Origin of the sequence: Amycolatopsis sp. MtRt-6 (assembly GCF_017308975.1) — a bacterium.
GTDB lineage: Bacteria > Actinomycetota > Actinomycetes > Mycobacteriales > Pseudonocardiaceae > Amycolatopsis.
Genome location: NZ_JADWPD010000002.1, coordinates 383894 through 409638 on the forward strand (window position 1 = coordinate 383894; position 25745 = coordinate 409638).

Consider the following 25745-nt stretch of genomic DNA (forward strand, 5'->3'; position numbering starts at 1 on the left):
GTGGGCATGAACAGCTTCCGCAAGGCCGTCGAGGCACGCGACCCCGAGGCCATGGCCGCGACGCTGGCGGAGAACGTCGTGTTCCGCAGCCCGGTCGCGTTCAAGCCGTACCCCGGCAAGGCGATCACCGCCGCCATCCTGCGCGGCGTGCTGCGCGTGTTCGAGGACTTCCGGTACGTGCGCGAGCTGACCGGCGGCGAAGGCCGGGACCACGCGCTCGTGTTCGAGGCCCGGATCGGCGACGTGCAGGTCGAGGGCTGCGACTTCCTGCACCTCGACGAAGCCGGCCTGATCGACGAGTTCACAGTGATGGTCCGGCCGCTGTCGGCGGCGCAGGCCCTCGCGGAGGCGATGGCGGCGCAGTTCGATCGGATCCAGCGTGAAGCAGTCAACTAGTTGAGTATGGCACTGCGGCACGCGCTGATGGCGGCGCTGCTCGAAGGCGAGGCGTCGGGCTACGACCTGGCGAAGGGGTTCGATGCCTCTGTGGCGAACTTCTGGGCGGCCACCCCGCAGCAGCTCTACCGGGAGCTCGACCGCATGGCGGCCGACGGCCTGGTGCAGGCGCAGCTGGTCCGCCAGGAGCGGCGCCCGGACAAACGGCTGTTCTCCCTGACCGAAGCCGGCCACCGGGAGCTGCACGCGTTCACCGCGCGCCCGCCCCGGCCGAGCGTGATCCGCGACGAGCTGCTGGTGCAGGTCCAGGCCGTGGACGCGGGCGACGAGGCGGCGGTCCGGCGGGCGCTGGCGGAGCGGATGGCCCGGGCGGAGGCCAAGATCGCCGGCTACGAACGGCTTCGCGCGCGTCTGCTCGACGGCCGTTTCGAGGACGACTACCTCGCCGAAGCCGAGCGGATCGGCCCGTACCTGACGCTGATGCGGGGCCTGTCGTTCGAGCGGGAGAACCTGCGGTGGTGCGAGCAGTCGCTGAAGGTGCTCGACCGGCGGCGCGGGTCAGCTTAGGCCGGCGTCGTGGACGAGGATCGCCACCTGCGTCCGGTTCGCCGCCTGGAGCTTGGCCATGATGTGTCCGATGTGGACCTTAACGGTGGATTCGCTGAGCACCAGGGCGCGCGCGATCTCCGCGTTGCTCTGCCCGCGTCCGATGTGGACGGCCACGTCGTGCTCGCGCGGGGTCAGCACCGACAGCTTCGCCTGGGCCCGCGAAGTGCCGCCCCCGAGGGCGAATTCGGCCAGCAGCCGCTTGGTGATCTTCGGCGACAGCATCGCCTCGCCGCGGGCCGCGACGCGCACCGCGTTGACCAGCTCGCGCGGCGGGGTGTCCTTCAGCAGGAAGCCGGCCGCGCCGTGGCGCAGCGCCGTGTAGACGTACTCGTCGACGTCGAAGGTCGTCAGCACGACCACCGCCGGGGCCGCGGGGTGGCCGGCGAGCCGCTTGACCACCTCGAGGCCGCCCACCTTCGGCATCTGGACGTCGGTGAGCACGACGTCCGGCCGGTGGCGGTCGGTCAGCTCGACCGCCCGCGCGCCGTCGGTGTCCTCGGCGACCACCTCGACGTCGCCCGCCGACTCCAGGATCATCCGGATGCCGCTGCGGACGAGCTCCTCGTCCTCCAGCAGCACGACCTTGACCGTCACGGCCGCACCCCCACCGGGAACCGCGCCAGCACCCGGAACCGGCCGTCGCCGGTCGGCCCGGTCCGCAGGTCACCGCCTGCCAGCTCGACTCGTTCGCGCATCCCGACCAGACCGTAGCCGGACCCCGGGACGGTGCTGCCGTGCGGGGTCAGCCGGTTGGTCACCTCGACCGTCAGCCGGTCACCGGTGACCGCCAGCCGGACGTCGACCGCGGCGTGCGGGGCGTGCTTCCCGGCGTTGGTCAGGGACTCCTGCACCACCCGGTAGACGGCCCGGCCGACCTGGTCGGGCACCGCGGGCAGCGGGTCGGGCAGGCTCAGCTCGACCCGCGCCCCGGTCGCGGCGACGCCGTCGACGAGGTCCTCCAGCGACGCGAGGACACCCGGCCCGGCGTCCTCGGCCGGGGCGTCGCCGACCGGGGCGTCGCGCAGCACCCGCAGGATCCCGCGCAGTTCGTCGAGCGCGAGCGCGCTGGTGGCCCGGATCGTCTCGGCGGCCTGCCCGGTCGGTTCGTCCGGCGCCCGCAGCGACAAGGCCCCGGCCTGCAGCGCGACGGCGGTCACCCGGTGGGCGACGACGTCGTGCATTTCGCGGGCGATCCGCCGCCGCTCGGCGAAGACGGCCCGGTCGGCCAGCAGCGTCCGGGTGCGCTCGGCTTCGTCCGCGCGTTCGCGCAGCACGCCGAGCAGGACGGCCCGCTGGTGCATCCACAGGCCGGCCAGCACCGGGCCGAGCACGTAGGTGCCGAGCACGACCACGACGAGGGTGAAGCTCCCGGGGTCGCGCAGCACGGGCAGCACGTTGCCGGCGATCCCGGCGACGACCACGGCAACGCCGGTCAGGACGCTGACCCCGTGCCGCGCGGCGACGGAGTACTGGGCGACCATCAGCGGCAGCAGCGTCACCCCGGCGGGCATGCAGGCGACGGCGACGAGCAACACGAGGAACGGCCACCGCCGCCGCGCGAGCAGGGCGAGCCCGGAAACGACGACGGCGGGCACGTAGAGCGCGGGGTGCGGGTCACGCGGGTCGCCGCCGGTGAGGGACACGACGATCACGGCCGCGGCGACCGCGACGTCGAGCGCCAGCAGGGCGGGGCGCCCGTCCCACCAGCTCAGCCATCGCTTCATCGTGGTCAGGTTAGCGTCCGCGTGGTCGCGGCCAGCGCCACGGCGACCAGGCCCGCGAAGACGGCGACGCCGGGCGCGGCGAGCAGGGCGGTGCCGGCGACGGGCAAGACGGTGGCGGGCACGTGGGCGAGCAGGGCCAGCGTGACCTCCCCGGCGAACACCCAGCCGCCGAACAGACCGACAGCCAGGCCGGAGTGCCGCAGCAGCCCCCCGAGCGCAACGCCGGCGAGTCCGGAAAGGACGGCCAGGAGGAGGATCGCCCCGGCCGCCCCGCCATGCCCCCCCCCCACGGCCGGCAGGGCGGGCCCCCCCCCCACCACGCCGGCAGCGGTCAGGACGACCATCGACAGGCCGCCGAGCAACGCGACACCACCACTGACGAGCGCCCGCGCGGCGACGATCCGCGCGGGCGACCGGAGCACGAGACGGGTGGTGGCCAGGGTCCCGTGCTGGTGGTCGGCCGCGAAGGACGCAATACCGACCGCGGCGAGCAGGAGGGCGCCGAGCTTCCCGGCCAGCCCGAGCGCGGCGACGAAGGCGCCGGGATCGTGCTGGATGCCCCAGTAGAGGCCGGAAGCGAACTGCAGCACGCCGGCGGCGGTGACGAGCAGCCAGGTGGACCGGAGGGAGCGGGCCCGGGCCCATTCGTAAGCCAGTGCGCGCTTCACGGCAACCCGCCTCGGCTCCGGTCGGTCACCGCGTCTGTCGTCATCGCGTCCGCAGTCATCGCCCCCGCGGCCACCGCGCCCGCAGTCGCCGCGTCCGCGGTCGCTGCCAGGAACGCGTCCTCCAAGCCGCTCTGCCGCACGAACAGCTCCCGCACCGGCACCCCGGCGCGGCCGGCGACCGCGGCCACCCGCGCGGTGTCGGCCGTGTCCACCACCAGTTCCCTCGCCTCCTGCCGCACGCGCAGGCCGTCGCGGGCCAGCGCCACCAGCAACGCTCCCGGGCTCTCGGCCCGCACCACCACGTCCGCGCGGGCGTGCCGCCGGACGAACTCGTCCAGCGGACCGGCCGAGACGAGCCGGCCGCCGGCGATGACGATCAGGTCCTCGGCGAGCAGGGCCGTCTCGGCGAGCAGGTGCGAGGACGCGAAGACCGTGCGGCCCTCCCCCGCCAGCCGCCGCAGCAGGTCGCGGATCCAGCGGACCCCCTGCGGGTCGAGCCCGTTCGCCGGTTCGTCGAGGATCAGGTACTCCGGGTCGCCCAGCAGCGCGGTGGCGAGGCCGAGCCGCTGCTTCATGCCCAGGCTGAACCGGCCCGCCGGCTTCCCGGCGACGTCCGCGAGCCCCACCGCCGCCAGCACCTCGCGGACCCGGCGGAACGGCACGCCGCCACCCGCGGCGACCATGCGCAGGTGCGCGGCGGCCGTCCGCGCCGGGTGGACCGCCGCGGCGTCGGCCAGCACACCGACCGTCCGAAGTGGACCCGGTACCTCGGCGTAGGTCCGCCCGCCGAACGTGGTGTGGCCGCGGCCGCGGGTGAGGCCGAGCATCAGCCGGATGGTCGTCGATTTGCCGGCGCCGTTCGGGCCGAGGAAACCGGTCACGACGCCCGGGCGCACGGTGAAGGACAGCCCCTCGACCCCGGCGCCGTCCCGATAGGACTTGCCCAGTCCTTCGGCGACGATCATCGCCGGACCGGAACGACGGCGTCGCGGCGGCCGGCCACGAACCACAGCAGGCTGCCCAGGAACGGCGCGCAGAAGGCGAAGACCACCCAGACGAGCTTCATCCCGCCGGTCAGCGGGGACCGCAGGATGCTGACGAGCGCGGCCAGGAACAGCACGGCGAAGGCCAGGACGGCGGCGCCGGCCACACCCATGAAGATCCAGGCCTGCGTCGTCTCGTGTGCCACGGACATTCGTACTCCACTTCGGACTCGCAACGGGTGAGTACGTCCACGATCGCCGGTCCGGCGGGCGCGCACATCGGAAGTTCGGACGGCACGGAATAGGCGGAAAGTATTAACCGGTGAGTTGTACGACTCTTGTACGTGCCCGTCCGACGATGGCTCCCATGTCACTCCACCGTCTGGCCAAGGCCGCGCTGGCCGCCGGCGTGCTGGCGGGCCTGGCGGCCGCGCCGGCGTCCGCCGCCGCGGCCGCGCCGTCCACCTTGCCCGCCGACCAGTACACCCTGACCGCCAACTACAACCAGTTCGACGCGGTGAACAGCGCCCTGGTGTCGACGCTGGGCACCGCCGCCGTCCACACCGTGATGGAGAACGCGAACCACAACCGCACCGCGCTGCCGTCGTCGTTCTCCGTCGCCGGGCTGGAGACCGGGTTCCGGTTCGACAGCGGCGACAACTCCGACTGCACCAACTACCCGCAGGGCATCACCACCAGCCGCGACGCCGTCGGCACCGCGAACGGCGGCAACTACGACGGCCACCAGCTCATCGCGGTGAGCTGGTACACCAAGGACGGCTGTGACGGCGGCCAGCAGCGCAGCCGGATCACCCTCGTCGACTGGGACGCCGACTACCCGAACGCCTACCGCAAGATCCTGCTGGTCGAGCCGACCGGAACCGCGGACGCCCCGGACTTCAAGGACATCCCGATCCACGCGGGCGGCATGTCCTGGTACGGCGACTACCTCTACGTCGCCGACACCGGGAAGGGCATGCGCGTGTTCGACATGCGCAAGATCCTCAAGACGAGCACCGGCGGCACCGCCGACCAGATCGGCCGGCAGAGCGGCAGCACGTACTACGCCCACAACTACGCCTACGTCCTGCCGCAGGTCGGCACCATCTCGTCGAAAACGACATCGGGCACGAACCTCGCGTGGTCGTCGATTTCCCTCGACCGCGTCAGCAAGTCGATCGTGATGACCGAGTACACGTGCTCCTCCGGCTGCACCAGCTACCCGAACCGGGCACCGCGGGCGATCCGCTACCCGTTCGCCGCCACCGGCACCTTCGCGGCCACGACCACGGCGAGCCAGGCACTGCAGCTGCCCTGGTACAAGCTCAACGGCGTGGCGTCGCACAACGGCCGCTGGTGGTTCCAGTCGTCCGGTTCGAAACAGCTCTACTACTGGAAGCCGGCGGCTGCCGCGCAGACCTTCGCCTGGGTCAGCGGCGGCGAGAGCATTTCCTACTGGGAGGACGCCACCGCCGCCGACCTGCTGTGGACAATGCAGGAAGGGGTGGGCAACCGCAACGTCTTCGCGGTCACCCAGGCCACCTACGGCGGTGGCTGAGGCAGCGTGACCAGCGTCAACCCGGGGCGGCGCCACCGCCTCGGGTTGCCGCTTGCGGTCCCGCTGCTCCTCGGGCCGGCACCCGCCGGCCACCCCGACCTCGCCTCCGGCCGGCACGCCGCACTGCGCGTGCCGGTCACGATCACGCCGCCCTCGTTCGGCGCGCCCGCGACCTCGTGGCGCTCGCGCGTCGAGCGAAAGGATCTGGTAATGCCTGCTCTCGTGATGATTCGGCTGACCGCCACTGTCGTGGTGACCGTCGACCTGCTGGTCAGTTCCGCGACGACGAGCCGTTGCCGGGCGGGCTCGGGACCAGCCCGCTCGTCAGTCCGGGCGCCACGTCGAGCTGGTCTGGACTGGGGTGAACCTGAACACCGGAGTCCGGCCTGGCCGGCGAATCGCGGCGATCAACGGGTGGCTTGTGGTGCGCGCGTGGGTGTGGGCCCGCAGCCGTGGGGCTGCGGGCCCGTCCCGTGTTCAGGCTGTGAATGGGAGTGGTTCGTGGAGGTTGTTGCGCCTTGGTTTGCGGCGCCGGTCGATGAATACCGGTGGCAGGAACTCCGGTAACCCGTCGGGGGCGATGCGGACTTCCCAGCCGGATCGGTGCAGGAGCCGGTGGTGGTGGGCGCACATCAGCACCAGGTTGGTGAGATCGGTGGGGCCACCGTCTGCCCAGTGCCGGATGTGGTGACCTTGACAGTGCCGGGGTGGCCGATGACAGCCCGGGAAGGCGCAACCCCGGTCCCGGAGGAACAACGCGCGGCGGAGTCCGGCGGAGATCAATCGGCGGAGGCGGCCCAGGTTCAGCGGTTCGCTTTTGTCGCCCAGCACGGCGGGGATGATCATGGCGTCGCAGGCATGCACCCGCGCTTCGGCCGCGGTCATCGTCCCGGTATCGCCAAGGGTCGCCTTGCCAACACCAGATTTCAGGTCGTTCAGGGAGACCGCGACCATGACGTGGGCGCGTTCCCCGGCCTGCATCGGCAACTCCGGAGAATTCAGGGCCAGGTCGACGGCGTCGGAGAAAGCATCCCCGTAACGCTGCGGGGTGGTGCGGAAGTCGGGACCCTCATCCCCGGTGCGGCGCTCGGCCAAAGCGTCGAGCAGGGCGTGGGCGCGGGTGCCGGTCTCATCATCGAACCGGCCACTCAGTTCCCAGATGCCGGTTCTTTTGTGGCGGAGGAACAGTTCCCGGGTGGGAACCACGGGTTCGGTGTCGTCGGGTGCGGGGCCGTCGGGGGCGAGGTGGGCGAGGATGCGGGCACCGAGGGCGGCGACCTGTTTGTGCCCGGCCTCCTCGGCGAAAGCCAGCAGGTTGGTCTCGGCGCTCGCGCAGTGCTCGGGCGGAACCTGGGCCAGCACGTTGGTGATCACGTCGATCATCGGGTTGCTCAACCGCCCAGCACGGGCCGCGGCGCCGGTGGCGGGCGCGAGTGCGGGGATCGGGCTGCCGTCGAGGTTGCGGCCGGGGTTGAGCAGGCGGGCGCGTTTGATCAGCCGTTCCGTGGCCGGCTTCGGCATATCGGCCAGGTGTTCCAGCAGGCGGGCGGCGGAGCGGTAGCCGAACAGCTCCATCACCCCGCGCTGCTCGATTTCCACCAGGACCGCCCCGAGTTCGGCTTCGGCGGACCGCATGCGCGTGACCAACTCGCCGATGCGGTCGGCGAAGGCCACCGCCTCGGAGGAGAGAGCCACGTCGTTGGTCATGCCTCCAAACTACCGGCGATCGAACACAGAGTCATCACTCGATACGGTGGGAACAAAAGGTAAAGCCGCTGTCCGAACCCGAGAACACCGAAAAGTCCGGCAGGGCAACCGAAGCGTGGGGAATCGGCGCTACCGACCAACGACGCAACCCAACCCCTGGAGCGCCGATTTCCCACGCCACGGCGAAGCCGTGCCTGAAACCCAGCCACCGGGTTCACGAAGACCCGACCGTCACAGCCCGAGCCTGAACAAGGAACGAGTCAAGAACACCATCGCCGACGAGCGCCTGCCTGATGCCCCAACGGTTGGTGTTGCCGGTCTTGACCGCCTGCGCCCGCGTGACCAGGGCGTCCCCGACCGAGGTGAGGCGTTGCGCCTTCCCGTGGTCGCCTCGGGTCGCGGCGGCCAGGGCGTCGATCCGGGTCACCATCGCGTCGCCCCACAACGCGGTGGCGTCCAGCCAGGGGCCGGCCTCGGTGACGAACGCGCGCTCTACCCGGCCGGCGCGGATCACGCCTGCCGCGTCGCGGATCCGGACCGCGTAGGCACGCAGGTCGGCGAGCGCGCGGTGGTCCCCCGCGTTCCAGCGCTGCCAGAACGCGGCGGTCTTCGCCGCCAGGACCGGCGCCTGCGGCTGCCACGGCGTCGGGCCGAACGTCGGCGCCAGGTGTTCGAGGTCGGCGAACACCGTCAGCGCCGCCGTCGCGCGCGGGTCGCCGCCCGCGAGCCGGGCCAGCGCCCGCGGCCAGGACCGCTCCGGCGCGTAGCCCGCGTCGTTCCAGGCGAAGTCCGCGGCCCCGAACTCGGCGACCTCGCTGGCCGCCTCCTGGTTCATCGGGTTGGCGACGATCCCGTTGAGGTAGCGCGAAAGCCCGGCCTGCCGCTGGGCGTAGGGCGCGAGCAGCAGCCGTCCGGCCGACTGCTCGTAGTCGTTGACCGGGTAGTTGTCCCAGAGGAAGACCTTGCGTCCGTACACTGTGGACACCTGCTCGGCCTCGTCGGTGGTCACGCTCGGCGGGACGACGTCGGTGCCGGTCCACTGCACCACCACCGACGGATCGAGGTGCTCCCGCAGCTCGGTCTTGTACGGCGAGTCCTTCAGGTCGCTGTACTCCGTCGGCACGGTCTGCAGCGGCCGGACGCCGTCGTGGGTCTTGACGAACTTTTCGGTGATCGTGTTGAGCAGGGAGACCTGCGCCGTGCCCGCGGCGGCCTGCCCGGGCGCGCCGAAGGCCGTCTGGTCGGCCGCGCAGTTCCACTTGGTGTAGGAGATGTCGTCGAACGGCAGCGAGAACGAGCGCACCCCGAGGTCGTACACCGCCTGGAACTTCGCCTCGACCGCGGCGATGTCGGCCGGCGACGAGAAGCAGATCGAGACGCCGGGCGAGAGCGCGTAGGTGAAGTCGACGTGGTGCGCGGTCGCCGCGCGCACCAGCTGCCCGAGCGTGGCCAGCTCGCCGGCCGGGTACGGATCACGCCACCGGGCGCGCAGGTAGGTGTCGTCCTTGGCGCTGTAGATGTAGGTGTTGGCCTTCACCTCGCCGAGGAACGCGAGCTGCCGCAGCCGGTCCGCGGTCGTCCACGGTGGACCGTAGAAGCCTTCGATCGAGCCGCGCAACGCCATGTTCGGCCAGTCGCGCACGGCCGCACCGCCGACCGCCCAGCCGGGTCCCGACCGGACGAACAGCTGCCGCAGCGTCTGCACGCCGTAGTACTGCCCGGCGCCGTCGCGCCCGCCGATCGTGATCCCGGCGCGGGACACGCTCAGCGCGTACCCCTCGGCCTGCTCGGGGATGTCCTTCCCGGTGCTGCCGAGCCGGATGGCCAGGCCGTGACCGCCGATGGTGACGCCGTGGTCGCGCAACAACGACGTCAGCAGGTCCTTGGCCGCCGGGTCGGTGCCGGCGTCGGTGACGAGCGCGACCGACGACGGCAGCCGCACGTCCGCGGACGTACGGCTGATCTGCTGCGGAGTCGGGGAAACCGGCGGCAACGCGCCGCTCGCGGCGGCGGGTCCGGCGGCGGTGAGGGTGGCCGCGAGGGTGACGGCGGCGGCGAACAGGGCTCTGCGGCGGGCGGTCATGGCTCCCTTTCAGGCAGCGGTGCGGTACAGGGCGAAGGTGGCCAGGTACGGCGTGGCGCGGGACTGCGTGACGACGACGCGCAGGTGACCTGCGGTCACCGGCACGGGCAGGGTGACGAGCCGGGTGTAGCCGATGGTCGTCACGGTGGCCAGCGTCTGCCAGCTGCCGCCGATCTCGGCCTGCACGAGCGCGCCTTCCACGTGCTGGCCGCGCGTGATGTCCTCGCCGAGCCGGATCTGGTCGAACGTGACCGGCCTGGGCAGCCGCACGTCGAGCGGGCGATCCAGTGGTTCCGCCGTGGTGAGCGAGGAATCCGTGACGGCGGCCGGGCCGCCCTGGGCGAGGTTGCGGGCCTGCGTCCAGGCGATGGCCCGGCCGAAGCCGGCCAGCGCGGCGGTGTCGGCGGGGGCGATCCGGCCGTCCGGCCCCGGTGGCACGTTGAGCAGCAGCGAGGAGTTCCGCCCGACGGTGCGGCGGTAGATGTCGACGAGCTGCGCGGGCGGCTTCGGTTGTTCGTCCGGGTGGAAGAACCAGCCCGGCCGGATCGAGACGTCGGACTCCGCGGGCGCCCACTGCAGGTAGCGCACCGACGGGTCGGCCAGGACCTGCCGCGAGCCGAGGTCTTCGGCGGTCGCGCCGCCGACGAAGAGTTCCTCGTTGTGCGCGGTGGCCGGGTCGCCGGTCGTGGGCAGCGGGCTCCACTCCGTCTCGCGCGCCTGCCCGGCCTCGTTGCCGACCCAGCGCACGCCCGCCGGCCCGGCGAAGGTGACGGTGTCCGGGGACAGCGCGTGGATCATCCGGAACCACGTGGTGAAGTCGTAGGTTTCGCCGATCCCGTGGTCGCGCCAGGGGTTCGCGCCGTCGAGCCACAGCTCGTCGACCGGGCCGTACTGGGTGAACAGCTCGTAGATCTGGTTGAGGTAGTAGGTGTTGTAGTCGTCCTCGTCGACGGTGAACTTCGGCAGTTTCCCCGCTGCCAGCGCGGCGGCGCGGTCGTCGTGCGGCACCAGCGTCGGGATCGTCCGGCGGGTGACGGCGCTGTTCGTGCCGTAGCGGCCCTGCCCCTGCGGCGCGCTCGCCCGGTCTTCGTAGGTGGCTTGCTCTTCGATGCTCAACGGCTGCCCGGCGGCGACTTTCGCTTCGATCCGCCGCACTTCGTCGCCGAAGAACTGCTTCGGCAGCTCGGCGCCGTCGGCGGGCGAGAGGTAGACGCCGACCTTCAGCCCGGCCGCGCGTGCCGAATCGACGTAGTCGCGCAGGATGTCGCCGCGGGGATTCGCGCACGCGGTGTTCCGCGTCTGCCAGTACGCGGACGGGTCGTGGGCACGGTTCGCCTGCGCCGCGTCCCGGCTCGGGTCGGTGCAGCCCGGCGTGAGCCACCACGGGCTGGCGACGACGGAGTGGTTGGTGTACCGGGTCGGGTAGAGGACGAAGCCGTCGTGGTGCTTCGCGGTGAGCATCACCTGCGTGACCCCGGCGGCCTTCAGGGACCGCATCCACTGGGCGGTGTCGACGGCCGGCGGCGCGAAGGTCGATTCCTTCTCGGCGCCGGAGCCCCATTCGCGGTCGGTGAAGGTGTTCATCCCGAAGTGGGTGAACGCGGTGACCGGCCGCTGCTGCCAGGCCAGCTGCCCGGCGCGCGGGACGACCGCCGCGGCCTTCGCGACGATCCGGGCCGGGCTGTCGCAGGCCTGGACGGTCATGACGGTCGCGGGCCGGATCGGACCGCCACACCCGTCGTCCGAGGCGGCCGCCGCGGCCGGTGCCACCGTGGGCAGGGCTCCGGCCGCGACGACGGCGAGGAGGAAACCGAGCGGGGTCCGGATCGGCATGACGCTCCTCGTGACGGACCGCGGCCACTGACCCGGCGGCGGCGAGCTGGGGTGGACGATCGCCAGATTAGGTCGGCCAGCCATCGGATGTCTAGACCTGACGAGATGACAAGGAATGTCGCCGGAAAGTGTCCGGTTTGGCCCTCCTCTCGGCGTGTGAAGGTGTCGAATGCTCGCCGAGAGCGGGATTGATCCGACGGGTCACCGGTCAAGCCGGCCCGAGATCGGCCGACAGCCAGTGCTCCGGGCGCATGACCAGGGTGATGTGCTCGCCGAGCTGCTCGCGCTCGTACGCCACGAAATCGTCGACCTTGTCCGGCGGCAGGTAGCGCGCCGCCATCTCGCGGGCCCGCTCGGGGTCGTCCGGGCCGGTGGCCACCAGCGGCCCCTCGACCGAGACGTACCGGGCCGTCGGCCGGGTTCGCTGCACCAGCAGGCTGAACCGGCCGGCCGCCTCGATGGCCCGCGTCTTCCGCGAACCGGGCGCGCTGCGCACCCACAGCTCTCCACCCGGCGTGTACTGGTACCAGATGGGGACCGTGAGCGGGCCACGCCCGGGCCGCTCGACCACCGACAGCGCACCGACGTGCGGTTGGGCCAGGAACTCTTCGCGTTCTTCCTTCGAAAGCGCCATGCGGCCGAAGCTACTCCGGGGGTCCGACAAAACGCCCACCTCCGCAGGTCGCGCTGCGTTCCACAGTGGACGTGTGCCATCCTGGGCCGGCCGGAAGGCGCGGACGAAAGGACACTTCGTGGGCATCATCGCCTGGATCGTGCTGGGACTCATCGCCGGGGTGATCGCGAAAGCCCTCATGCCGGGCAAGGACCCGGGCGGCTGCATCATCACCGTCCTGCTGGGCATCGCCGGCGCGTTCGTCGGCGGCTGGGTCGGCAAGACCCTGTTCCACACCGAGCTCGGCACGTTCTTCGACTTGCGCACCTGGGGCCTGGCGATCCTGGGCGCCCTGATCATCCTGGCCGGCTACCGGCTCGTCTTCAGCCGCCGCGACTGAGGTACCGGTGGGGCACCGGCGCGGTGCCCCACCGGCGCCGGCTCAGTTCAGGGTGACGCCGTAGGCGCTCAGCGCCTCGCCGACCGGCTGGAAGTAGGAGCTCCCGCCGCCCTTGCCGGAGGTGATGCCCAGCCCGACGCTGCCGGCGAACAGGCAGCCGCCGGAGTCGCCGGGGTTGACCAGCGCGTTGGTCTGGATCAGCTGGTACACCGAGCCCTCGGCGTAGTTCACCGTCACGTTGGTCCGCTGCACCGAACCCGAGGTGAGGCGGGTGGTGCTGCCGCTCTTGCTGATCCGCTGCCCGACGGTCGCCGTGCCGGCGGAGGTGATCCGCTGGGTGGAGCCGTTCCACAGGGTGACCGCGCCGGGCGCGCTGCCGGTGGTGTTGCGGATCAGCCCGTAGTCGTTGGTCGGGAAGCTCGCGCCCTGCGACGGGCCGACGTTCCACTGCGACACCGCGCGGGTGCAGTGACCGGCGTCGATGATGTAGTTCTGGCCGCCGCGGTTGGTGTTGAAGCCCGCCGAGCAGCGGGTACCGCCGCCGGTGATGGCTTCGCCGTTGTAGATCGCGGTGTGCATCTCGCCGGCGACCCGCTCCACGCGGACGCGGTCGCCGAGCGAGGCCGCCGCCTTCAGCAGGGCTTCGGTGCCCTTGGCCGCGTCGGCCAGGGTCAGCACGACCTGGTTGGTCTTGGGGTCGAGCCCGATCGCCGTGTGCGCCACCGCGGGCAGCGCCTGCAGGGCGTCCTGCGCGCTCGCCAGCGCGGCGCTGGAGTGCTTGACCAGCCGGGCCTGCGCGCCGGCCTGCTCGACCTGCTCGGCGGCGGCCTGGTCCAGGACGTTGACCACGGGCTTGGCGGCCGCGTCGAGGTAGCCGTCGGCGGCGCGGGCCCCGAGGGAAGCGGTGACACGCTGCAGCGTGCCGACGCTCGCCGCCTGCGTGCGCAGCAGGGCGACGGCGGCGGATTCGCTGATCCCGGCCTCCGCGGCGAGGGAAGCGACGGCCTCCTGCTGCACGGTCGCGGAGTAGCCGTCGATGGTGGTCGCGGTGGCGGAAACGGGCGTGAAGAAGCCGATGGCCGCGGCGGCGGCCACGAGGGTGGTGGCGGAGCGGGCGAGGAGGTGGTGTCCCGGGGACGTTCTGCGCATGCCGGTAACTCACTTTCGCGATCGCGGGCGAAGCCGGCGCGAGGGGATGGCCGCGCCGGACGAGCCGGCCCACGGGGCCGGCACCGGTGATCCGGTGGGTCGAGGGTGGTCCGCCGCCGGGATCGGCGGTACCGACTTTCGTCGCACGGGACAAAAGATAGGTACCGGGCATTTCGCCCACCGGTGTTTTTCGCGCACTGCAACTCCGCCGGTCACGGTGCGCCACTGAGGCGTACGAGTGGTTCCGGCGCCGCCGGGCCGCCCACGGCGTACCGTTCGAACCACGGGCACGGCGTGCTCTCCTCCCCCTCGGAGCACGCCGTGTCCGCCAGCGGAGATGTTGCCCCGCACTGGTTCTTGAGCTGGTGTGAACGAGAATCCGCTGTTCGCACGAGGGTGTTCGCCGCTTCGCGTGTCTATGCTGGACGGCGGCAGGACTTTCGGTTCCGGGAAGACGCGCGACATGAACGACCAGCGGCAGGTACTCGTCCGGGCGGAATCCCGCCGCGTCGTCGTTTCCGGCGCCGACGGCAGCCATGAGACGCTCACCTACCCGGGTGTCACGCTCACCCGGGTCATCGCTGGCATCCCCGACAGCGGAACCTGGCTGCCGATGGGCGAGCGCCCCAGCGAAGTCGACGACGAAGCCCTCATCGAGGCGTTGCGCGCGGCGTTCCGGTGGCGCATCGGGCTTCCGTAGCGTTCCCGTCGCCGGCGAACCGCCGGAGCGGGCAGCGAAATCCGCCCCCTCGGCCGGCTCACCCCTCGCTACGCTGAGCCGCAGTCGATCAAGGGGGGCGCTGTGCGACTGCTGCTGACCGGGCTGCCGATCCCCTCCCACCTGCTGCCCGTCCTCGTCCCGCTGGCGCGCGCCGCACGCGAAGCGGGCCACGAAACCGCCATCGCCACCGGGACGGCGATGGCCGGGGAGCTCGAACGGCTCGGTGTGCCCGTCGTGGTCCTGCCGGACGTGCTCGCGCCCGGGGAACTCGGGCGGCGGCCGGAGCTCGTCGATCCGTCGCTGGTCCGGCGGCTGCGGAACTGGCGGCCGGAGGTCTCCGGGCCGCTGGACCTGCCGCTCTTCCACGCCACCATGACCGCGGAGTTCGCCGCGAACGTCGTCGGCGCCGGGTGGCGCCCGGACGTGATCGTGCGGGAGACCAACGCCTTCGGCGGGCTCGTGGCCGCCGAAGTGCTCGGTGTCCCGTCCGCCGTGGTCGACATCGCGCCGTCGGTGCCGCCGCTCGTACCCGGGCTCGCCGGCCGGCTCGACGTCCTCCGGCAGGGTTTCGGGCCGGCGCCGTCCGGTGCCGTGGCCGACCGGCTGACCGCCGGCCTGCTGCCCGAACCGTGGTATCCGGCCGGCCTCCGCACGCCGGGGCACCGGTACTACCGCGTGCCGGAAGCGCCCGTGCCGCCGCCCGCGGCCGGGCCGGTCGTGCTCGCCGCGTTCGGCTCGAACGTGCGGTCCCTGCTCGCCGCGGACTCGCGGCTGACCGCGATCACCGTGGCAGCGCTGGGTTTGCTGGGCAAACCGGCCGTCATGGCGCTCGGGAGCGACGACGCGGTGGCGTCGTGGACCGGTCCGCGTCCGGGCAACGTCGAGCTGGCGGGCTTCGTGCCCCAACGCGCGTTGCTCGCCGCGAGCGACGTGTTCGTGACGCACGCGGGGTTCGGCAGTGTGCGGGAATCGTTGTCGGCCGGGGTGCCGATGGTGGCGGTGCCGCTGTTCGCCGACCAGCCGGCCAACGCCGCGCGCGTGCACGAACTGGGCGCCGGGGTGCGGCTCGACGCCGCGGGACTGACGGCGGAAGGGCTGGCCGCCGCGGTGGAACGGGTCCTCGGCGAGCCGGCCTACCGCTCGGCCGCGCGCGAGTTCCGCGACGGCGTCACCGCGCTGCCGCCGATCACCGATTTCGTCCGGCACCTCGAAGCCTGAGCGGCGGTGTGGCGCGCGTCACGGAATGCCCGGCGATCTTCGGCGCTACACACAGGAGAAACCGTTCGTCCACAAGGGAGGGCCATGTCCGCCGCCATCACCGGAGAAGAGTCCGTCGCCGTGCCCGAGCTGGAGGACTTCGACTTCCCGCTCACCGACGGCGCCGCCTGCCGCATCGACGACCCGGACTGCGAAGCCTGCCAGTGAGATCAGGCTCCGGCCACGGCGCAACCCGCGTGGCCGGAGCCTGAAGACCTAGACGCGCATGGCGAGCCACAACGCCATCCACGCGAGGCACGCCAGCGCCCCGCCGACGCCGAAGGCGAGCAGGACGCGCCGCAGCCCCGCGATGACCCCGGGCCGGCCCGACATTTCGGTGATTCCCGCTTCAGTCATGGCCACCAGGTGCCCGCCTCGCGAGCCGCCAAACATCAAGCCCCCATCACGAGTCCCTCGATCGTGTGCTTCTGGGTGATCGGCCGCAGGACGTCGACCACCGGGCAGACCAGGTGCGCGCGCACGGATTCCGGGAGCGACGCGTGGAACTCCCGGGTCACCGCGGTGTCGTGCCGCTCGTCGTTGCCCGCGCCCGGCGCGTCGAGGCCCAGGACCAGCACCGGACGCGCCTTGGCCGAGTGGTTCGCGGTGCCGCGGTGGACCGTCAACGCCGACCGGATCGAGATGTCGCCCCGCCGCGGGAACTTGCGCGTCGCGAGCTCGCGGTAGCGCGGGTAGGCCGGCTTCGGCGGGAACATGCCGTGCTCGAACGCGCTGCCGTCGTCCCAGTGCGTGCCGGGCGCGATCTCGAACGGCCCCATGTCCGGCTCGGTGTCGACGGCCGTGACGTTGACGGCCAAGGACGTCAGCCTGCGCTCGCGCGCGGTCTCGGCGGGCATCGGGAAGTCCCGGTGCCACGGCTGGTCCACCGCGCCGGCGAGCGGGACGTCGAAGCCGACCTCGACGATCCGGTAGCCCGGCCCCAGCACCGCCTCGGCGACGGCGGTGATCCACGGGTGGCCGGCCAGGTCGGCGAACCCGCGCAGCTGCTCGGGGTGGATCTCCACGTAGAAGCGGTTCGGGCCGCGGCCGACGGCACCGTCCGGCCGGGCGCGTGCCTCGGCGAACGCCGCGTCGATGTCTTCACCGAGCTGCCGGACCCAGTCGCGCGGGAACGCCCGGGGCAGGCCGATGATGCCGTCGGCGTACAGGCGCGCGGTCAGCGCCGCGAGTTCGGCCGGGGGCAGCGGGGCGGGCACGGTCATCCTGGCCTCCTGAGGGGCACGACGGCGTGGCAGCTCAGTTTGCAACGTGGCATGCCACGTTGCAAGAGGTACGCTGCGGCGGTGAACCCGAAACTGCGTGACGTGGCCGAGCACGCCGGCGTCTCGGTGCGCACGGTGTCCAACGTGGTCAACGGGTTCCGGTACGTGGCCCCGGCGACCCGGGAGCGCGTGCAGGCGAGCATCGACGCCCTCGGCTACCGGCCCAACCTGGCCGCCCGCACCCTGCGGCGCGGCCGGACCGGGCTGGTGGCCCTGGTGATCCCGGAGATCGACTCGCCGTACTTCGCCGAGCTCGCCGCGCGGACCGTCCGGATCGCCGGTGCCCGGGGCCTGACCGTGCTCATCGACCAGACCGACGGCGACGCCGAGCGCGAGAAGGAGCTGCTGCACGGCCGGCGCGGCCAGCTGGTCGACGGCGTCCTGTTCAGCCCGTGGGCGGTGGCCCCCGCGGAACTGGCCGCGCGCACCGACCCGGTGCCGCTGGTGCTGCTCGGCGAGCACGACGGCACCGCCGGCGTCGACCACGTCGCCATCGACAACGTCGCCGCCGCCCGCGAGGCCACCGCGCACCTGCTGGCCTCGGGCCGCCGCCGCGTCGCGGCGCTCGGTATCCAGCCGCGCTCGCTGAACGCGACCGCGCGGCAGCGTCTCGCCGGCTACCGCCAGGCGCTGGCCGAGGCGGGCCTGCCGGCCGAACCGGAGCTGGAGGTCCCGGTGCGGCGCCTGCACCGGGCCGACGGCCACCGGGCGATGCTGCGGCTGCTGGACCTGGCGCAGCCGCCGGACGCCGTCTTCTGCTTCACCGACGAGCTGGCGCTGGGCGCGTTGCGGGCGGCCGCCGACCGGCGCGTCCCGGTGCCGGAAGCCCTGGCCCTGGTGGGATTCGACGACATCGAAGACGGCCGCTACAGCGTGCCGGCCCTGACGACGGTGTCGCCGGACAAGGACCGCATCGCCGAACTCGCCCTCGACCGCCTCACCGCCGCCCCGGGTCCCCCGAGGTCGATCGTCGCCCCGCACCACCTGGAAGTGCGCGAGACGAGCTGAGCGTGTGGGGTGGCGCCGTCCGGGTAACCGCGCGCGAAGGGGCATCACGCGTGATTGGGGAGGCATCACCCGTGATCAGCCGGGCATCACGCGTGATTGGAGGGGCATCAGCGCGATGCCCCTCCAATCACGCGTGTCGCCCCTCCGATCACGCGAGATGCCCCTTCGATCACGGTCGCGGCGACGTCGCTGGGCGTGGCGCCTGCCGGAAGCGTGGTCACGGCCGCAGCCCGGCCACCGCCACCCGGTCCCGGCCCGCCTTCTTGCCCGCATACAACGCGTCGTCGGCCGCGCGGATCATCTCGTCCAGACCGGCGCCCGGCTCCATCGGGTGCAGGGCCGCGCCGATCGTCGCCGACAGTGTCACCGGTTCGCCCGTCGGTGCCGTGATGCGCAACGCGCGGATGCGGACGCGGATCCGCTCGGCGATCGCGCGGACCTCGGCTTCGTCGACGTCGGGCAGCAGGACGGCGAACTCCTCGCCGCCGTACCGGCCGACCGTGTCCCCGCGGCGGACGGCCCGGGTGAGGACCGAGGCCACCTCGGCGAGGACGTCGTCGCCGACCGGGTGGCCGTGGGTGTCGTTGATGCGCTTGAACCAGTCGAGGTCGATCATCAGCACCCCGATCCGGCCGCGGGTGCGCTCGAGCACGTGCTCGGCCTGCTCGTGCCAGGCGATCGCGTTGAGCAGCCCGGTGCGCTGGTCGGTGCGGGCGGCGAGCTTGAGCTGGTCGAGCTGGACGCACTGGTGCAGCGCGAACGTCGGGATGATCATCAGCAGCGCGGCGGGCGGCCACCACAGGAGCGCGAGCGCGACGAACACGCCGAGCGCCAGCTGGCTGACCTCCAGCAGGTTGTCCGAGGCGCTGCCCAGCAGCCGCCGGGGGTGGTCGACGGTGACCGTCCAGGCGATGGCCGTGGCGACCAGCCCGGTGTTGACCGCCCACTGCACCGCGGCCGCGGCGACCACGGCGACCAGGTCGGCCCAGCCGGGCCGGGCACCGCCGGCGAGGTGCTCCTGGACGCCGGTGGACCGCAGCACGGCGGCCGCGGCGGCCGCGGCCAGCGCGAGCGTGGCGGCGGTGAAGACGGTGCGGTGCGCCGGCCGGACCGCGTCGAACCGGTTGACCAGTGCCCAGCGGTGGGCGTAGATCACCGCCACCAGCGCCAGTTCGAGCACCAGGGGCAGCACGATCACCCCGGCGAAGATCCACACGCTGCACAGGTCGACGTACGGCGTGCCCGCGCGGTCGCGGCGCCGCCGCTCGATCAGGTGCGAAGCGTGCAGGTGCGGCAGGGCCGCCGCCGCGAGCCAGCCGGCCGTCACCCATTGCTCCGGCGTCGGTGCCACCCGGGCCGCGAGTGCCAGCAGGCCCACGGCCAGCAGGCTCACGCCCAGGACGAGAATCCGCACCCGCCTCGGCAACGACCACAGCTTCCACGGTGCCCAGACCACGTTTTCCCCCATCGCAGCGCCTCCCCCGCGCCGGTGATCCCCCGGTCGCCCAGGGTAGTCGCCTCCCGGCCGGATGTCAGGCGTTTCCCGCCGCCGCGACCCGACCGGGCGGCTGAGACCATTCCCGGGTATCCCGGACCGGACGAACCGCACGGAAAGGCGAGCGATGCGCGACAAGGGCTGGTGAACTCGATGTCCCACTCCCCTGCCACCGGGAAGGAGCCCGCGATGAGCGACAAAGGCTGGTGAACCCTCAGGCCTCGGCCGGGAGCGCGGCCGAAACGGTGTCCGGGCGGCGACGTGCCCAGGCCGCGGCCGCGGCGAGCGCGACGAGCGCTCCCGCGGTCCCCGCCCAGGCGATCGCCGCCGCCGGGCCGACCAGCTGGGCGAGCACGCCGCCGGCGACGATGCCGAGCCCCTGCCCGGCGATCATGCCGGTCCGCGCGAAGCCGAGGGTCCGCCCGCGCACCCGCGGCGGGGACAGCTGGACGAACGTCGCCCCCGCGGTGACCTGGTAGGCCGAGCACAGCCCGGACACGAACAGCAGCGCCAGTGCCGCGCCCAGGCTCGGGCCGCCCCAGAACGCCACGAGCGGCGCCGACGTCCCGACCGCCAGCACGCCGAGCGCGCGCACCCGCACCGGCCGGGCGACCCGCCGCAGCAGCAGCGCGCCGGCGACCGCGCCCGCCGGTTCCGCGGCGAGCAGCACCCCGATCCATTCGCCGCCCGCCCCGACCTGGTGGGCGAACGGGACCGCGAGCCCCTCGGGGACGACGGTGAACAGCGCCAGCCAGCCCAGCCACACCAAGGTGCCCAGCGTCCGGTCCCGGCGCACGGCCACCGCGCCCGCGGCGATCCGCCGCCACCACGTCGTCCCGCTTTCGCTTTCCGCCGTGGCCGGCGGCGGGTGGCTGCCGAGGCCGGCGCGGATCAGCAGGGCGGAGAAGGCGAACGTGGCGGCATCGATGGCGAGGGCGGCGTGCGCGCCGACGCCGGTGACCACGAACGCGGCCGCGGCGAACCCGAGCACCAGGCACAGCTGCGTGGTGACCTGCTGCACCGCTTGTCCCGCCTCGTAACGGCCGCCCAGCAGCTCGGGCAGGACCGCGCCCTGCGCGGCCGAGAACGGCGCTTCGGCCAGCTGCACCAGCACGAGCAGCGCGGCCAGCAGCGGCAACGGCACGGCGGGCACGGCCATCACGGCGACCAGCGCCGCCCGGACCGCGTCGCAGGCCACCATCACCCGGCGGCGCGGGTACCGGTCGGCCAGCCACGAAAGCAGCGCGCCGGACACGAGCGCGGGCAGCATCGACAGCGCGTAGGTCGCCGCGCTCAGGGCGGCGGAACCGGTGCGCTGGAAGACGAGTATCGACAAGGCGACCCGGGCCAGCTGGTCGCCGGCCACCGACAGCAGGCCCGCCAGCCAGAGCGCCCGGAACCCGCGCACCGCGCACGCGGACCACGTCGCAGCCATCCCCACCCCCAGGCACTGTCACGCAGAGCGTTGCCCAAGACGCTCACGGTAGCGCGTGCGCCGGCCGTCCACCATCGCCGCCGGGCGGAGCGCGCCGGTTCGCGCTCGTCAGGGCCGGGGGAAAACGGTGCCGTCGAACAGCTTCCGGGCCGTGCGGAGCACCGTCGACCGGCTGACGCGGGGCGGGGTGACCGTGGTGTCCAGCTCGATGCCGACCGCGAGCTTGCCGCTCGGGTGCTCGACCTCGACGGGCTCGCCCGCGGGCGGGGCGACGAGCAGCTCCCGGCCGGCCGCGCCGTCGAGCAGCAACGCCGTCACCACGCTCACCGCGCCGAGCACGCCGATCGAAGGGTGCGGCTTGACCGGGATGAACGTGCGGGTGCAGACGGCGCCGCCGTCGCGGGGCGCCGCGACCAGGGTCGTCTTCGGCACCGAGCTGCCGCCGACGTCGCCGAGCCCCATCAGCTTCCCGGCTTCGGTGCGCAGGGCGTCGATCCGGCGGGCGAGCGCGGTGTCGGCGGCGAGTTCCTCGACCGGCTCGTACCCGGTGACGCCGAGGTCGCGCGCGCGGGCCACGACGACCGGCATCCCGTTGTCCACACAGGACACTTCGACGCCGCCGACGTCGTCGCGGACCCGGCCGGTGGGCAGCAGGCTGCCGCACACGGACCCTTCCGTGTCGGCGAAGCCGAGCTCGACCGGGGCGGCGGTGCCGGGCACGCCGGAGATCGCCGTGCCGCCGCGGTAGTCGACCTCGCCGCCCGGGGTGGCGAAGGTCGCGACCGCGATCGAACCGGTGTTGAGCAGCCGCACGCGGACGGTCGTGCGCTCGGGCCCGGCGGCCACGAGCCCGCGTTCGACGGCGAACTGCCCGACACCGGCGAGGAGGTTGCCGCAGGTCTGGCGGTCGGAGACGGTCGGCTCCGCGACGCCGAGCTGCAGGAAGAGGTAATCGACGTCGTGACCGGCGTCGGCCGCCTTCGAGACGATCGCGACCTTGCTCGTGACCGGTTGCGCGCCGCCGAGACCGTCGATCTGGCGCGGGTCGGGGGTGCCCATGATCCGCAGCAGCAGGTCGTCGCGGGCGGCCGGGTCGGCGGGGAGGTCTTCGGCGAGGAAGTACGCGCCCTTCGACGTCCCCCCGCGCATGAGCATGCAGCGCACGCCGGTCATGCCTGCTCCTTCGCGTACTCATCGGCGGTGAGGTACCGGACGCCGAGGGCGCCGAGCTTCTCGCGCAGGCCGTAGCGGTCGAGGCCGAGCTGGCCGTTCGCGAACGCTTCCCGTGCCGCGGCTTCCTTTTCCAGCCTGGCCCGCGCCTTCTCGACGCCCTTGTGGACGTCTTCGCGGCGGACGCACAGGACGCCGTCGTCGTCGGCGAGGACGGCGTCACCGGGCCGGACGAGCTGCCCGCCGACGACGACGGGCACGTTCACGGCACCCGCGGTCGCCTTGACGGTGCCCTGCGCGCTCACCGCGGCGGACCAGACGGGGAAACCGAGGGCACGCAGGTCGGCGACGTCACGGACGCCGGTGGTGGTCACCAGGCCCCGGACGCCCCGCCGGCGCAGCGCCGTGGCGAAGAGCTCGCCGAAGAAGCCGTCCCGGCAGGGCGAGGTGGTCGTGACGACCAGCAGGTCGCCGTCCCGGCACTGCTCGACGGCGGCGTGGATCATCAGGTTGTCCCCGGGCCAGCACAGCGCGGTGACGGCGGTGCCCCCGACGCGGACGCCGTCCTGGATCGGCCGGAGGCCGGCGTCGAGCAGGCCGGTGCGCCCGAGAGCTTCGTGCACGGTGGCGACGCCGTAGTCCGCCAGCCGGGTCACCTGGTCGAGGTCGGCGCGCGGCGGATCGGTGACGATGACGGGCTTCATGCTGCCACCGTACGATCCGGTCGACGAAATTGTCAACAATTTTGGCGGCAGAGCAGTCCGGTCAGGAGTGCAGCGGCGAAACCTCGGCGTCGGCCGACTTCAGCGCCTCGATCACGCTGGCCAGGTGGACCCGCGCCGCCTCGGCGGCCTCGGCCGGGCGGTGGGCGCAGATCGCGTCGATGATCGCCAGGTGCTCCGGGAGCGACACCTGCGGCCGGCCCGGGCGCATGGCCAGGCGGAACTGGTGACGGACACTCTGGCCGCGGAGCCGTTCCAGCACCTGGGCCGCCGTCCGCTGGCCGCCGATTTCGCGGATGCGGCCGTGCAGCCGCTGGTTGAGGGCCGAATACCCGACCACGTCACCGCCCGCCACGGCCGCCCGCATCCGCTCGCCCAGCTCGCGCAGCTCGGCCACCTCGGCGTCGGAAATCCGCTCGGCGGCCTTCGCCGCGCACAGCGACTCGAGCATCATGCGCACTTCGGAGATCTCGACGGCTTCCTCCAGCGACACCGCGCGCACCCGGGCGCCGCGGTTCTGCACCCGCTCGACGAGTCCCTCGTTGGTCAGCTCGATCAGCGCGGCCCGGACGGTGGCGCGGCTCGCCGCGAACTGGTCGGACAGGTCGGCCTCGACCAGCCGCTGGTTGGGCACGAACTCGCCGCGGACGATGGCGTCGCGGATGGCCGCCACCACGGAACGCTCCCCCGGCTGCCGGTCCGCAGCACTCTCGGTCATACCCTCGGCTCCGTTTGTTGACAATTTTGTCGAGCACATCGTGTACTCGATCGTAGCTGGCGAGGAGGATTCTGCTATGACCGGAACCATCGCGGTACTCGGACTGGGCGAAGCGGGCAGTGCGCTGGCCCGCGACCTGGTGACGGCCGGGGCCGTGGTGCGCGGCTACGACCCGGCGGTCCCCATCGCGGAGGGGGTCGTCAGCACGAGCTCCGAAGCCGAAGCCGCGCGGGGCGCCGATCTCGTCCTCAGCGTCAACAGCGCGTCGGCCGCGCTGTACGCGCTCGAAGCCGGGCTGGCCGGGCTACCGGACGGCGCGGTCTGGGCCGATCTGAACACCGCCTCCCCCGGCACCAAGCGGCAGCTCGCCGCGCACGCCGCCGGGCGCGGAATTCCCTTCGCCGACGTCGCGATCATGGCGCCCGTCCCCGGCCGGGGGCTACGGGTGCCGATGCTGGCCAGCGGGCCCGCGGCCGACACCGTCGCCGCGTTGCTGAACCCGCTCGGCGCGGCCGTCGGGACCCTGCCCGGAGAGGCCGGGCTCGCCGCCGAACGCAAGCTGCTGCGCAGCGTCTTCTTCAAGGGGATGTCCGCCGCCGTGGTCGAGGCCCTGCGCGCCGCCCGCGCCGCGGGCTGCGAAGACTGGCTGCGCGAGGTCGTCGTCGCCGAGCTCACCGCCGCGGACGCGTCCACTGTGGACCGGCTGGTCGGCGGCTCGTACCGGCACGCCGTCCGCCGCACCGCCGAGATGGCGGCCGCCGCGGAGATGCTGGGCGAGCTCGGCGTCCCGGCCGACGTCGCCGCCGCGGCCCGCGACCAGCTCCGCCGGCTCGCCCAGGATGGCTGACCCCGGTCAGACCCCGGCCCGTTCCACGGCGACGCGTCCGAGCCGCGCCTGCCGGGTCCGCGGCCCGAACACCGCCAGCACCAGCGCGCCCGCCAGCCAGGTCCCCGCGATGAAGAAGAACACGCTCCGGTACCCGCTGCCGTTGTACAGCGCGGCCACGATCAGCGGGCCCGCCGCGTTCGACAGCCGGCCCAAGCCGTACGACACGCCGGTGCCCAGTGACCGGCCCCGGGTGTCGAACAGCTCCGGCGAGTACGCGTACCCCAAGGCCGTGTAGCCGCGCTCGAACATGTTGACCAGGAAGCCGAACACCACGATCAGGACCGGGTCGAACGTCAGCCCGTAGAACAGCCCGCACAGCGCGATCACCGTGCCGAAGGCGACCAGGCACCACTTGCGCTCGAAGCGGTCGGTGACCAGGGCCGCCAGGTACGAGCCCAGCGGCGCGCCGACCGTCGTGAGCGCCACGTAGAACACCGACTTCTCGACGCTGAAGCCCTCCTTCGCCAGCAGCGTCGGCGCCCAGCTGGAATAGCCGAAGAACCCGATCGTCTGCGTCACCCACAGGACCGTGAGCAGCAGCGTCGGCAGCAGGTACTTCTTCTTCAGCAGCAGCCGCAGCGGTGCCTTGGCCACCGGGGCCTCCTCGATCGGCGGCGCCGGCTCCGGCAGCAGGCCCTTCTCCGCCGCGACCTGGGCTTCGATCTCCCGCAGCACCGCGTCGGCCTTCGCGTGCTCGCCGCGGCTTTCGTACCAGCGGGGCGACTCCTGGAGCCGCCGGGTGAACAGCACCAGCAGGACGCCGAGCGCGCCCCACAGGTAGACCAGCCGCCACGCCCAGTCGCCGAGCGGGACGACGACGCTGGCGATCAGGTTCGTCACCGGCGTGCCGCAGATGCCGATCACGATGGCGTAGGCCTGGTACTTGCCGCGGCTGGCCGCCGGGTACAGCTCGTTGACGTAGATGACCGCGACGACCGTCATCGCCGACAGGCCGGCCGAAGTCAGCACGCGGAACACGCCGAGGGACACGATGTCCCAGGAGAACACCGCCGCGAACGAGAAGACGCCGAACCACACGGTCGTCAGCACGAGCGCGTTCTTGCGGCCCCAGCGGTCGGCGATCGTGCTCGCGATGATCGAGCCGAAGAACATGCCGACGAACGACAGCGACGTCACGTACGCGACCTGGTCGACCGTGACGCCCCAGAGCTTGATCAGCTTGGGCGCGGTGGTGGCGAAGCTGTTGATGTCGGCGAACTCGAAGAAGTAGGCGAACGAGACGGCGAACAGGGTGAACTTGTGGAACCGGGAAATCGGCAGGCGGTTCAGCCGGTTCAGTGCGTTGGCGTGCTGCATGGCAGGC

27 protein-coding genes are annotated in these 25745 nt (G+C 72.7%); 9 read left to right on the top strand and 18 right to left on the bottom strand.

The window, feature by feature from the left end; translation table 11 throughout:
* Nucleotides 1–6: 6 nt before the first annotated feature.
* The gene (locus tag I4Q55_RS05355; protein ID WP_206784869.1) at nt 7–396 is read left to right on the top strand and encodes a nuclear transport factor 2 family protein; all 390 of its coding nucleotides are present in this window, start codon (nt 7–9) and stop codon (nt 394–396) included.
* A gap of 6 nt (nt 397–402) precedes the next feature.
* Nucleotides 403–963: a PadR family transcriptional regulator gene (locus I4Q55_RS05360; protein ID WP_206785036.1), complete on the top strand. Its 561-nt coding sequence runs from the start codon at nt 403–405 to the stop codon at nt 961–963.
* On the opposite strand, the gene I4Q55_RS05365 is transcribed toward I4Q55_RS05360, so the two are convergent.
* The 5 genes from I4Q55_RS05365 to I4Q55_RS05385 are packed head-to-tail and all read right to left on the bottom strand — an operon-like array spanning nt 955 to nt 4592.
* Nucleotides 955–1599, bottom strand: coding sequence for a response regulator transcription factor (locus tag I4Q55_RS05365; protein WP_206784870.1), 645 nt, complete (start codon nt 1597–1599; stop codon nt 955–957). The genes I4Q55_RS05360 and I4Q55_RS05365 overlap by 9 nt on opposite strands.
* The gene (locus I4Q55_RS05370; RefSeq protein WP_206784871.1) at nt 1596–2729 is read right to left on the bottom strand and encodes a sensor histidine kinase; all 1134 of its coding nucleotides are present in this window, start codon (nt 2727–2729) and stop codon (nt 1596–1598) included. The genes I4Q55_RS05365 and I4Q55_RS05370 overlap by 4 nt, the downstream gene beginning before the upstream one ends.
* 5 nt (nt 2730–2734) lie before the next feature.
* Nucleotides 2735–3397, bottom strand: coding sequence for a hypothetical protein (locus I4Q55_RS05375; protein WP_206784872.1), 663 nt, complete (start codon nt 3395–3397; stop codon nt 2735–2737).
* The gene (locus tag I4Q55_RS05380) at nt 3394–4362 is read right to left on the bottom strand and encodes an ABC transporter ATP-binding protein (protein ID WP_206784873.1); all 969 of its coding nucleotides are present in this window, start codon (nt 4360–4362) and stop codon (nt 3394–3396) included. The genes I4Q55_RS05375 and I4Q55_RS05380 overlap by 4 nt, the downstream gene beginning before the upstream one ends.
* Nucleotides 4359–4592 (bottom strand): PLD nuclease N-terminal domain-containing protein, encoded by a 234-nt coding sequence (locus I4Q55_RS05385; protein WP_206784874.1) that lies wholly within the window; start codon nt 4590–4592, stop codon nt 4359–4361. The genes I4Q55_RS05380 and I4Q55_RS05385 overlap by 4 nt, the downstream gene beginning before the upstream one ends.
* A 155-nt stretch (nt 4593–4747) precedes the next feature.
* Between I4Q55_RS05385 and I4Q55_RS05390 the strand changes: the two genes are divergently transcribed.
* A complete protein-coding gene (locus I4Q55_RS05390) occupies nt 4748–5938 on the top strand; it encodes a hypothetical protein (RefSeq protein WP_206784875.1) in 1191 nt (396 codons plus the stop codon).
* Nucleotides 5939–6415: 477 nt separating this feature from the next.
* Here I4Q55_RS05390 and I4Q55_RS05395 read toward each other — a convergent pair whose 3' ends face one another.
* From I4Q55_RS05395 to I4Q55_RS05410, 4 genes are all read right to left on the bottom strand, one after another.
* The gene (locus I4Q55_RS05395; RefSeq protein WP_206784876.1) at nt 6416–7645 is read right to left on the bottom strand and encodes an HNH endonuclease signature motif containing protein; all 1230 of its coding nucleotides are present in this window, start codon (nt 7643–7645) and stop codon (nt 6416–6418) included.
* A gap of 214 nt (nt 7646–7859) precedes the next feature.
* Nucleotides 7860–9728, bottom strand: a complete 1869-nt coding sequence (locus tag I4Q55_RS05400) for a beta-N-acetylglucosaminidase domain-containing protein (RefSeq protein WP_206784877.1) — start codon at nt 9726–9728, stop codon at nt 7860–7862.
* A gap of 9 nt (nt 9729–9737) precedes the next feature.
* Nucleotides 9738–11561, bottom strand: coding sequence for an alpha-L-fucosidase (locus I4Q55_RS05405; RefSeq protein ID WP_206784878.1), 1824 nt, complete (start codon nt 11559–11561; stop codon nt 9738–9740).
* A 208-nt stretch (nt 11562–11769) separates the two neighbouring features.
* On the bottom strand, nt 11770–12195 hold the full coding sequence (locus tag I4Q55_RS05410; protein ID WP_206784879.1) for a pyridoxamine 5'-phosphate oxidase family protein: 426 nt from the start codon (nt 12193–12195) through the stop codon (nt 11770–11772).
* 118 nt (nt 12196–12313) lie between these two features.
* Here I4Q55_RS05410 and I4Q55_RS05415 point away from each other — a divergent pair, with 118 nt between their 5' ends.
* The gene (locus I4Q55_RS05415) at nt 12314–12574 is read left to right on the top strand and encodes a GlsB/YeaQ/YmgE family stress response membrane protein (RefSeq protein ID WP_206784880.1); all 261 of its coding nucleotides are present in this window, start codon (nt 12314–12316) and stop codon (nt 12572–12574) included.
* Between the two features lie 42 nt (nt 12575–12616).
* Here I4Q55_RS05415 and I4Q55_RS05420 read toward each other — a convergent pair whose 3' ends face one another.
* Nucleotides 12617–13723: a S1 family peptidase gene (locus I4Q55_RS05420; RefSeq protein WP_242545308.1), complete on the bottom strand. Its 1107-nt coding sequence runs from the start codon at nt 13721–13723 to the stop codon at nt 12617–12619.
* Between the two features lie 463 nt (nt 13724–14186).
* On the opposite strand from I4Q55_RS05420, the gene I4Q55_RS05425 reads away from it, so the two are divergent.
* From I4Q55_RS05425 to I4Q55_RS50100, 3 genes are all read left to right on the top strand, one after another.
* Nucleotides 14187–14423 (top strand): hypothetical protein, encoded by a 237-nt coding sequence (locus I4Q55_RS05425; RefSeq protein WP_242545309.1) that lies wholly within the window; start codon nt 14187–14189, stop codon nt 14421–14423.
* Between the two features lie 102 nt (nt 14424–14525).
* Nucleotides 14526–15662 carry a glycosyltransferase gene (locus I4Q55_RS05430; RefSeq protein WP_206784881.1) on the top strand — a complete coding sequence of 379 codons (1137 nt, stop codon included), beginning with the start codon at nt 14526–14528 and terminating at the stop codon, nt 15660–15662.
* Nucleotides 15663–15746: 84 nt separating this feature from the next.
* Nucleotides 15747–15869, top strand: coding sequence for a hypothetical protein (locus I4Q55_RS50100; RefSeq protein ID WP_277991823.1), 123 nt, complete (start codon nt 15747–15749; stop codon nt 15867–15869).
* Nucleotides 15870–15917: 48 nt separating this feature from the next.
* Here I4Q55_RS50100 and I4Q55_RS05435 read toward each other — a convergent pair whose 3' ends face one another.
* Together I4Q55_RS05435 and I4Q55_RS05440 are read right to left on the bottom strand one after the other, a co-directional pair.
* The gene (locus I4Q55_RS05435; protein WP_206784882.1) at nt 15918–16058 is read right to left on the bottom strand and encodes a hypothetical protein; all 141 of its coding nucleotides are present in this window, start codon (nt 16056–16058) and stop codon (nt 15918–15920) included.
* A 35-nt stretch (nt 16059–16093) separates the two neighbouring features.
* A complete protein-coding gene (locus I4Q55_RS05440; RefSeq protein ID WP_206784883.1) occupies nt 16094–16924 on the bottom strand; it encodes a phytanoyl-CoA dioxygenase family protein in 831 nt (276 codons plus the stop codon).
* 81 nt (nt 16925–17005) lie between these two features.
* On the opposite strand from I4Q55_RS05440, the gene I4Q55_RS05445 reads away from it, so the two are divergent.
* On the top strand, nt 17006–17992 hold the full coding sequence (locus I4Q55_RS05445; protein WP_206784884.1) for a LacI family DNA-binding transcriptional regulator: 987 nt from the start codon (nt 17006–17008) through the stop codon (nt 17990–17992).
* Between the two features lie 217 nt (nt 17993–18209).
* Here the strand turns inward: I4Q55_RS05445 and I4Q55_RS05450 are convergent, their stop codons facing one another.
* From I4Q55_RS05450 to I4Q55_RS05470, 5 genes are all read right to left on the bottom strand, one after another.
* Nucleotides 18210–19460, bottom strand: coding sequence for a diguanylate cyclase (locus tag I4Q55_RS05450; protein WP_242545311.1), 1251 nt, complete (start codon nt 19458–19460; stop codon nt 18210–18212).
* Between the two features lie 241 nt (nt 19461–19701).
* The gene (locus I4Q55_RS05455) at nt 19702–20922 is read right to left on the bottom strand and encodes an MFS transporter (RefSeq protein ID WP_206784885.1); all 1221 of its coding nucleotides are present in this window, start codon (nt 20920–20922) and stop codon (nt 19702–19704) included.
* A gap of 108 nt (nt 20923–21030) precedes the next feature.
* On the bottom strand, nt 21031–22095 hold the full coding sequence (locus I4Q55_RS05460) for a 4-oxalomesaconate tautomerase (RefSeq protein WP_206784886.1): 1065 nt from the start codon (nt 22093–22095) through the stop codon (nt 21031–21033).
* Nucleotides 22092–22796, bottom strand: coding sequence for a 4-carboxy-4-hydroxy-2-oxoadipate aldolase/oxaloacetate decarboxylase (locus I4Q55_RS05465; protein ID WP_206784887.1), 705 nt, complete (start codon nt 22794–22796; stop codon nt 22092–22094). Before I4Q55_RS05465 ends, I4Q55_RS05460 begins: the two co-directional genes overlap by 4 nt.
* A 61-nt stretch (nt 22797–22857) precedes the next feature.
* Nucleotides 22858–23532 carry a GntR family transcriptional regulator gene (locus I4Q55_RS05470; RefSeq protein WP_206784888.1) on the bottom strand — a complete coding sequence of 225 codons (675 nt, stop codon included), beginning with the start codon at nt 23530–23532 and terminating at the stop codon, nt 22858–22860.
* 76 nt (nt 23533–23608) lie between these two features.
* Between I4Q55_RS05470 and I4Q55_RS05475 the strand changes: the two genes are divergently transcribed.
* Entirely contained in the window at nt 23609–24379 is a 771-nt protein-coding gene (locus tag I4Q55_RS05475; RefSeq protein WP_206784889.1) for an NAD(P)-dependent oxidoreductase, read from the top strand.
* Between the two features lie 6 nt (nt 24380–24385).
* On the opposite strand, the gene I4Q55_RS05480 is transcribed toward I4Q55_RS05475, so the two are convergent.
* Nucleotides 24386–25738: an MFS transporter gene (locus I4Q55_RS05480; protein WP_206784890.1), complete on the bottom strand. Its 1353-nt coding sequence runs from the start codon at nt 25736–25738 to the stop codon at nt 24386–24388.
* Nucleotides 25739–25745 lie beyond the last annotated feature (7 nt).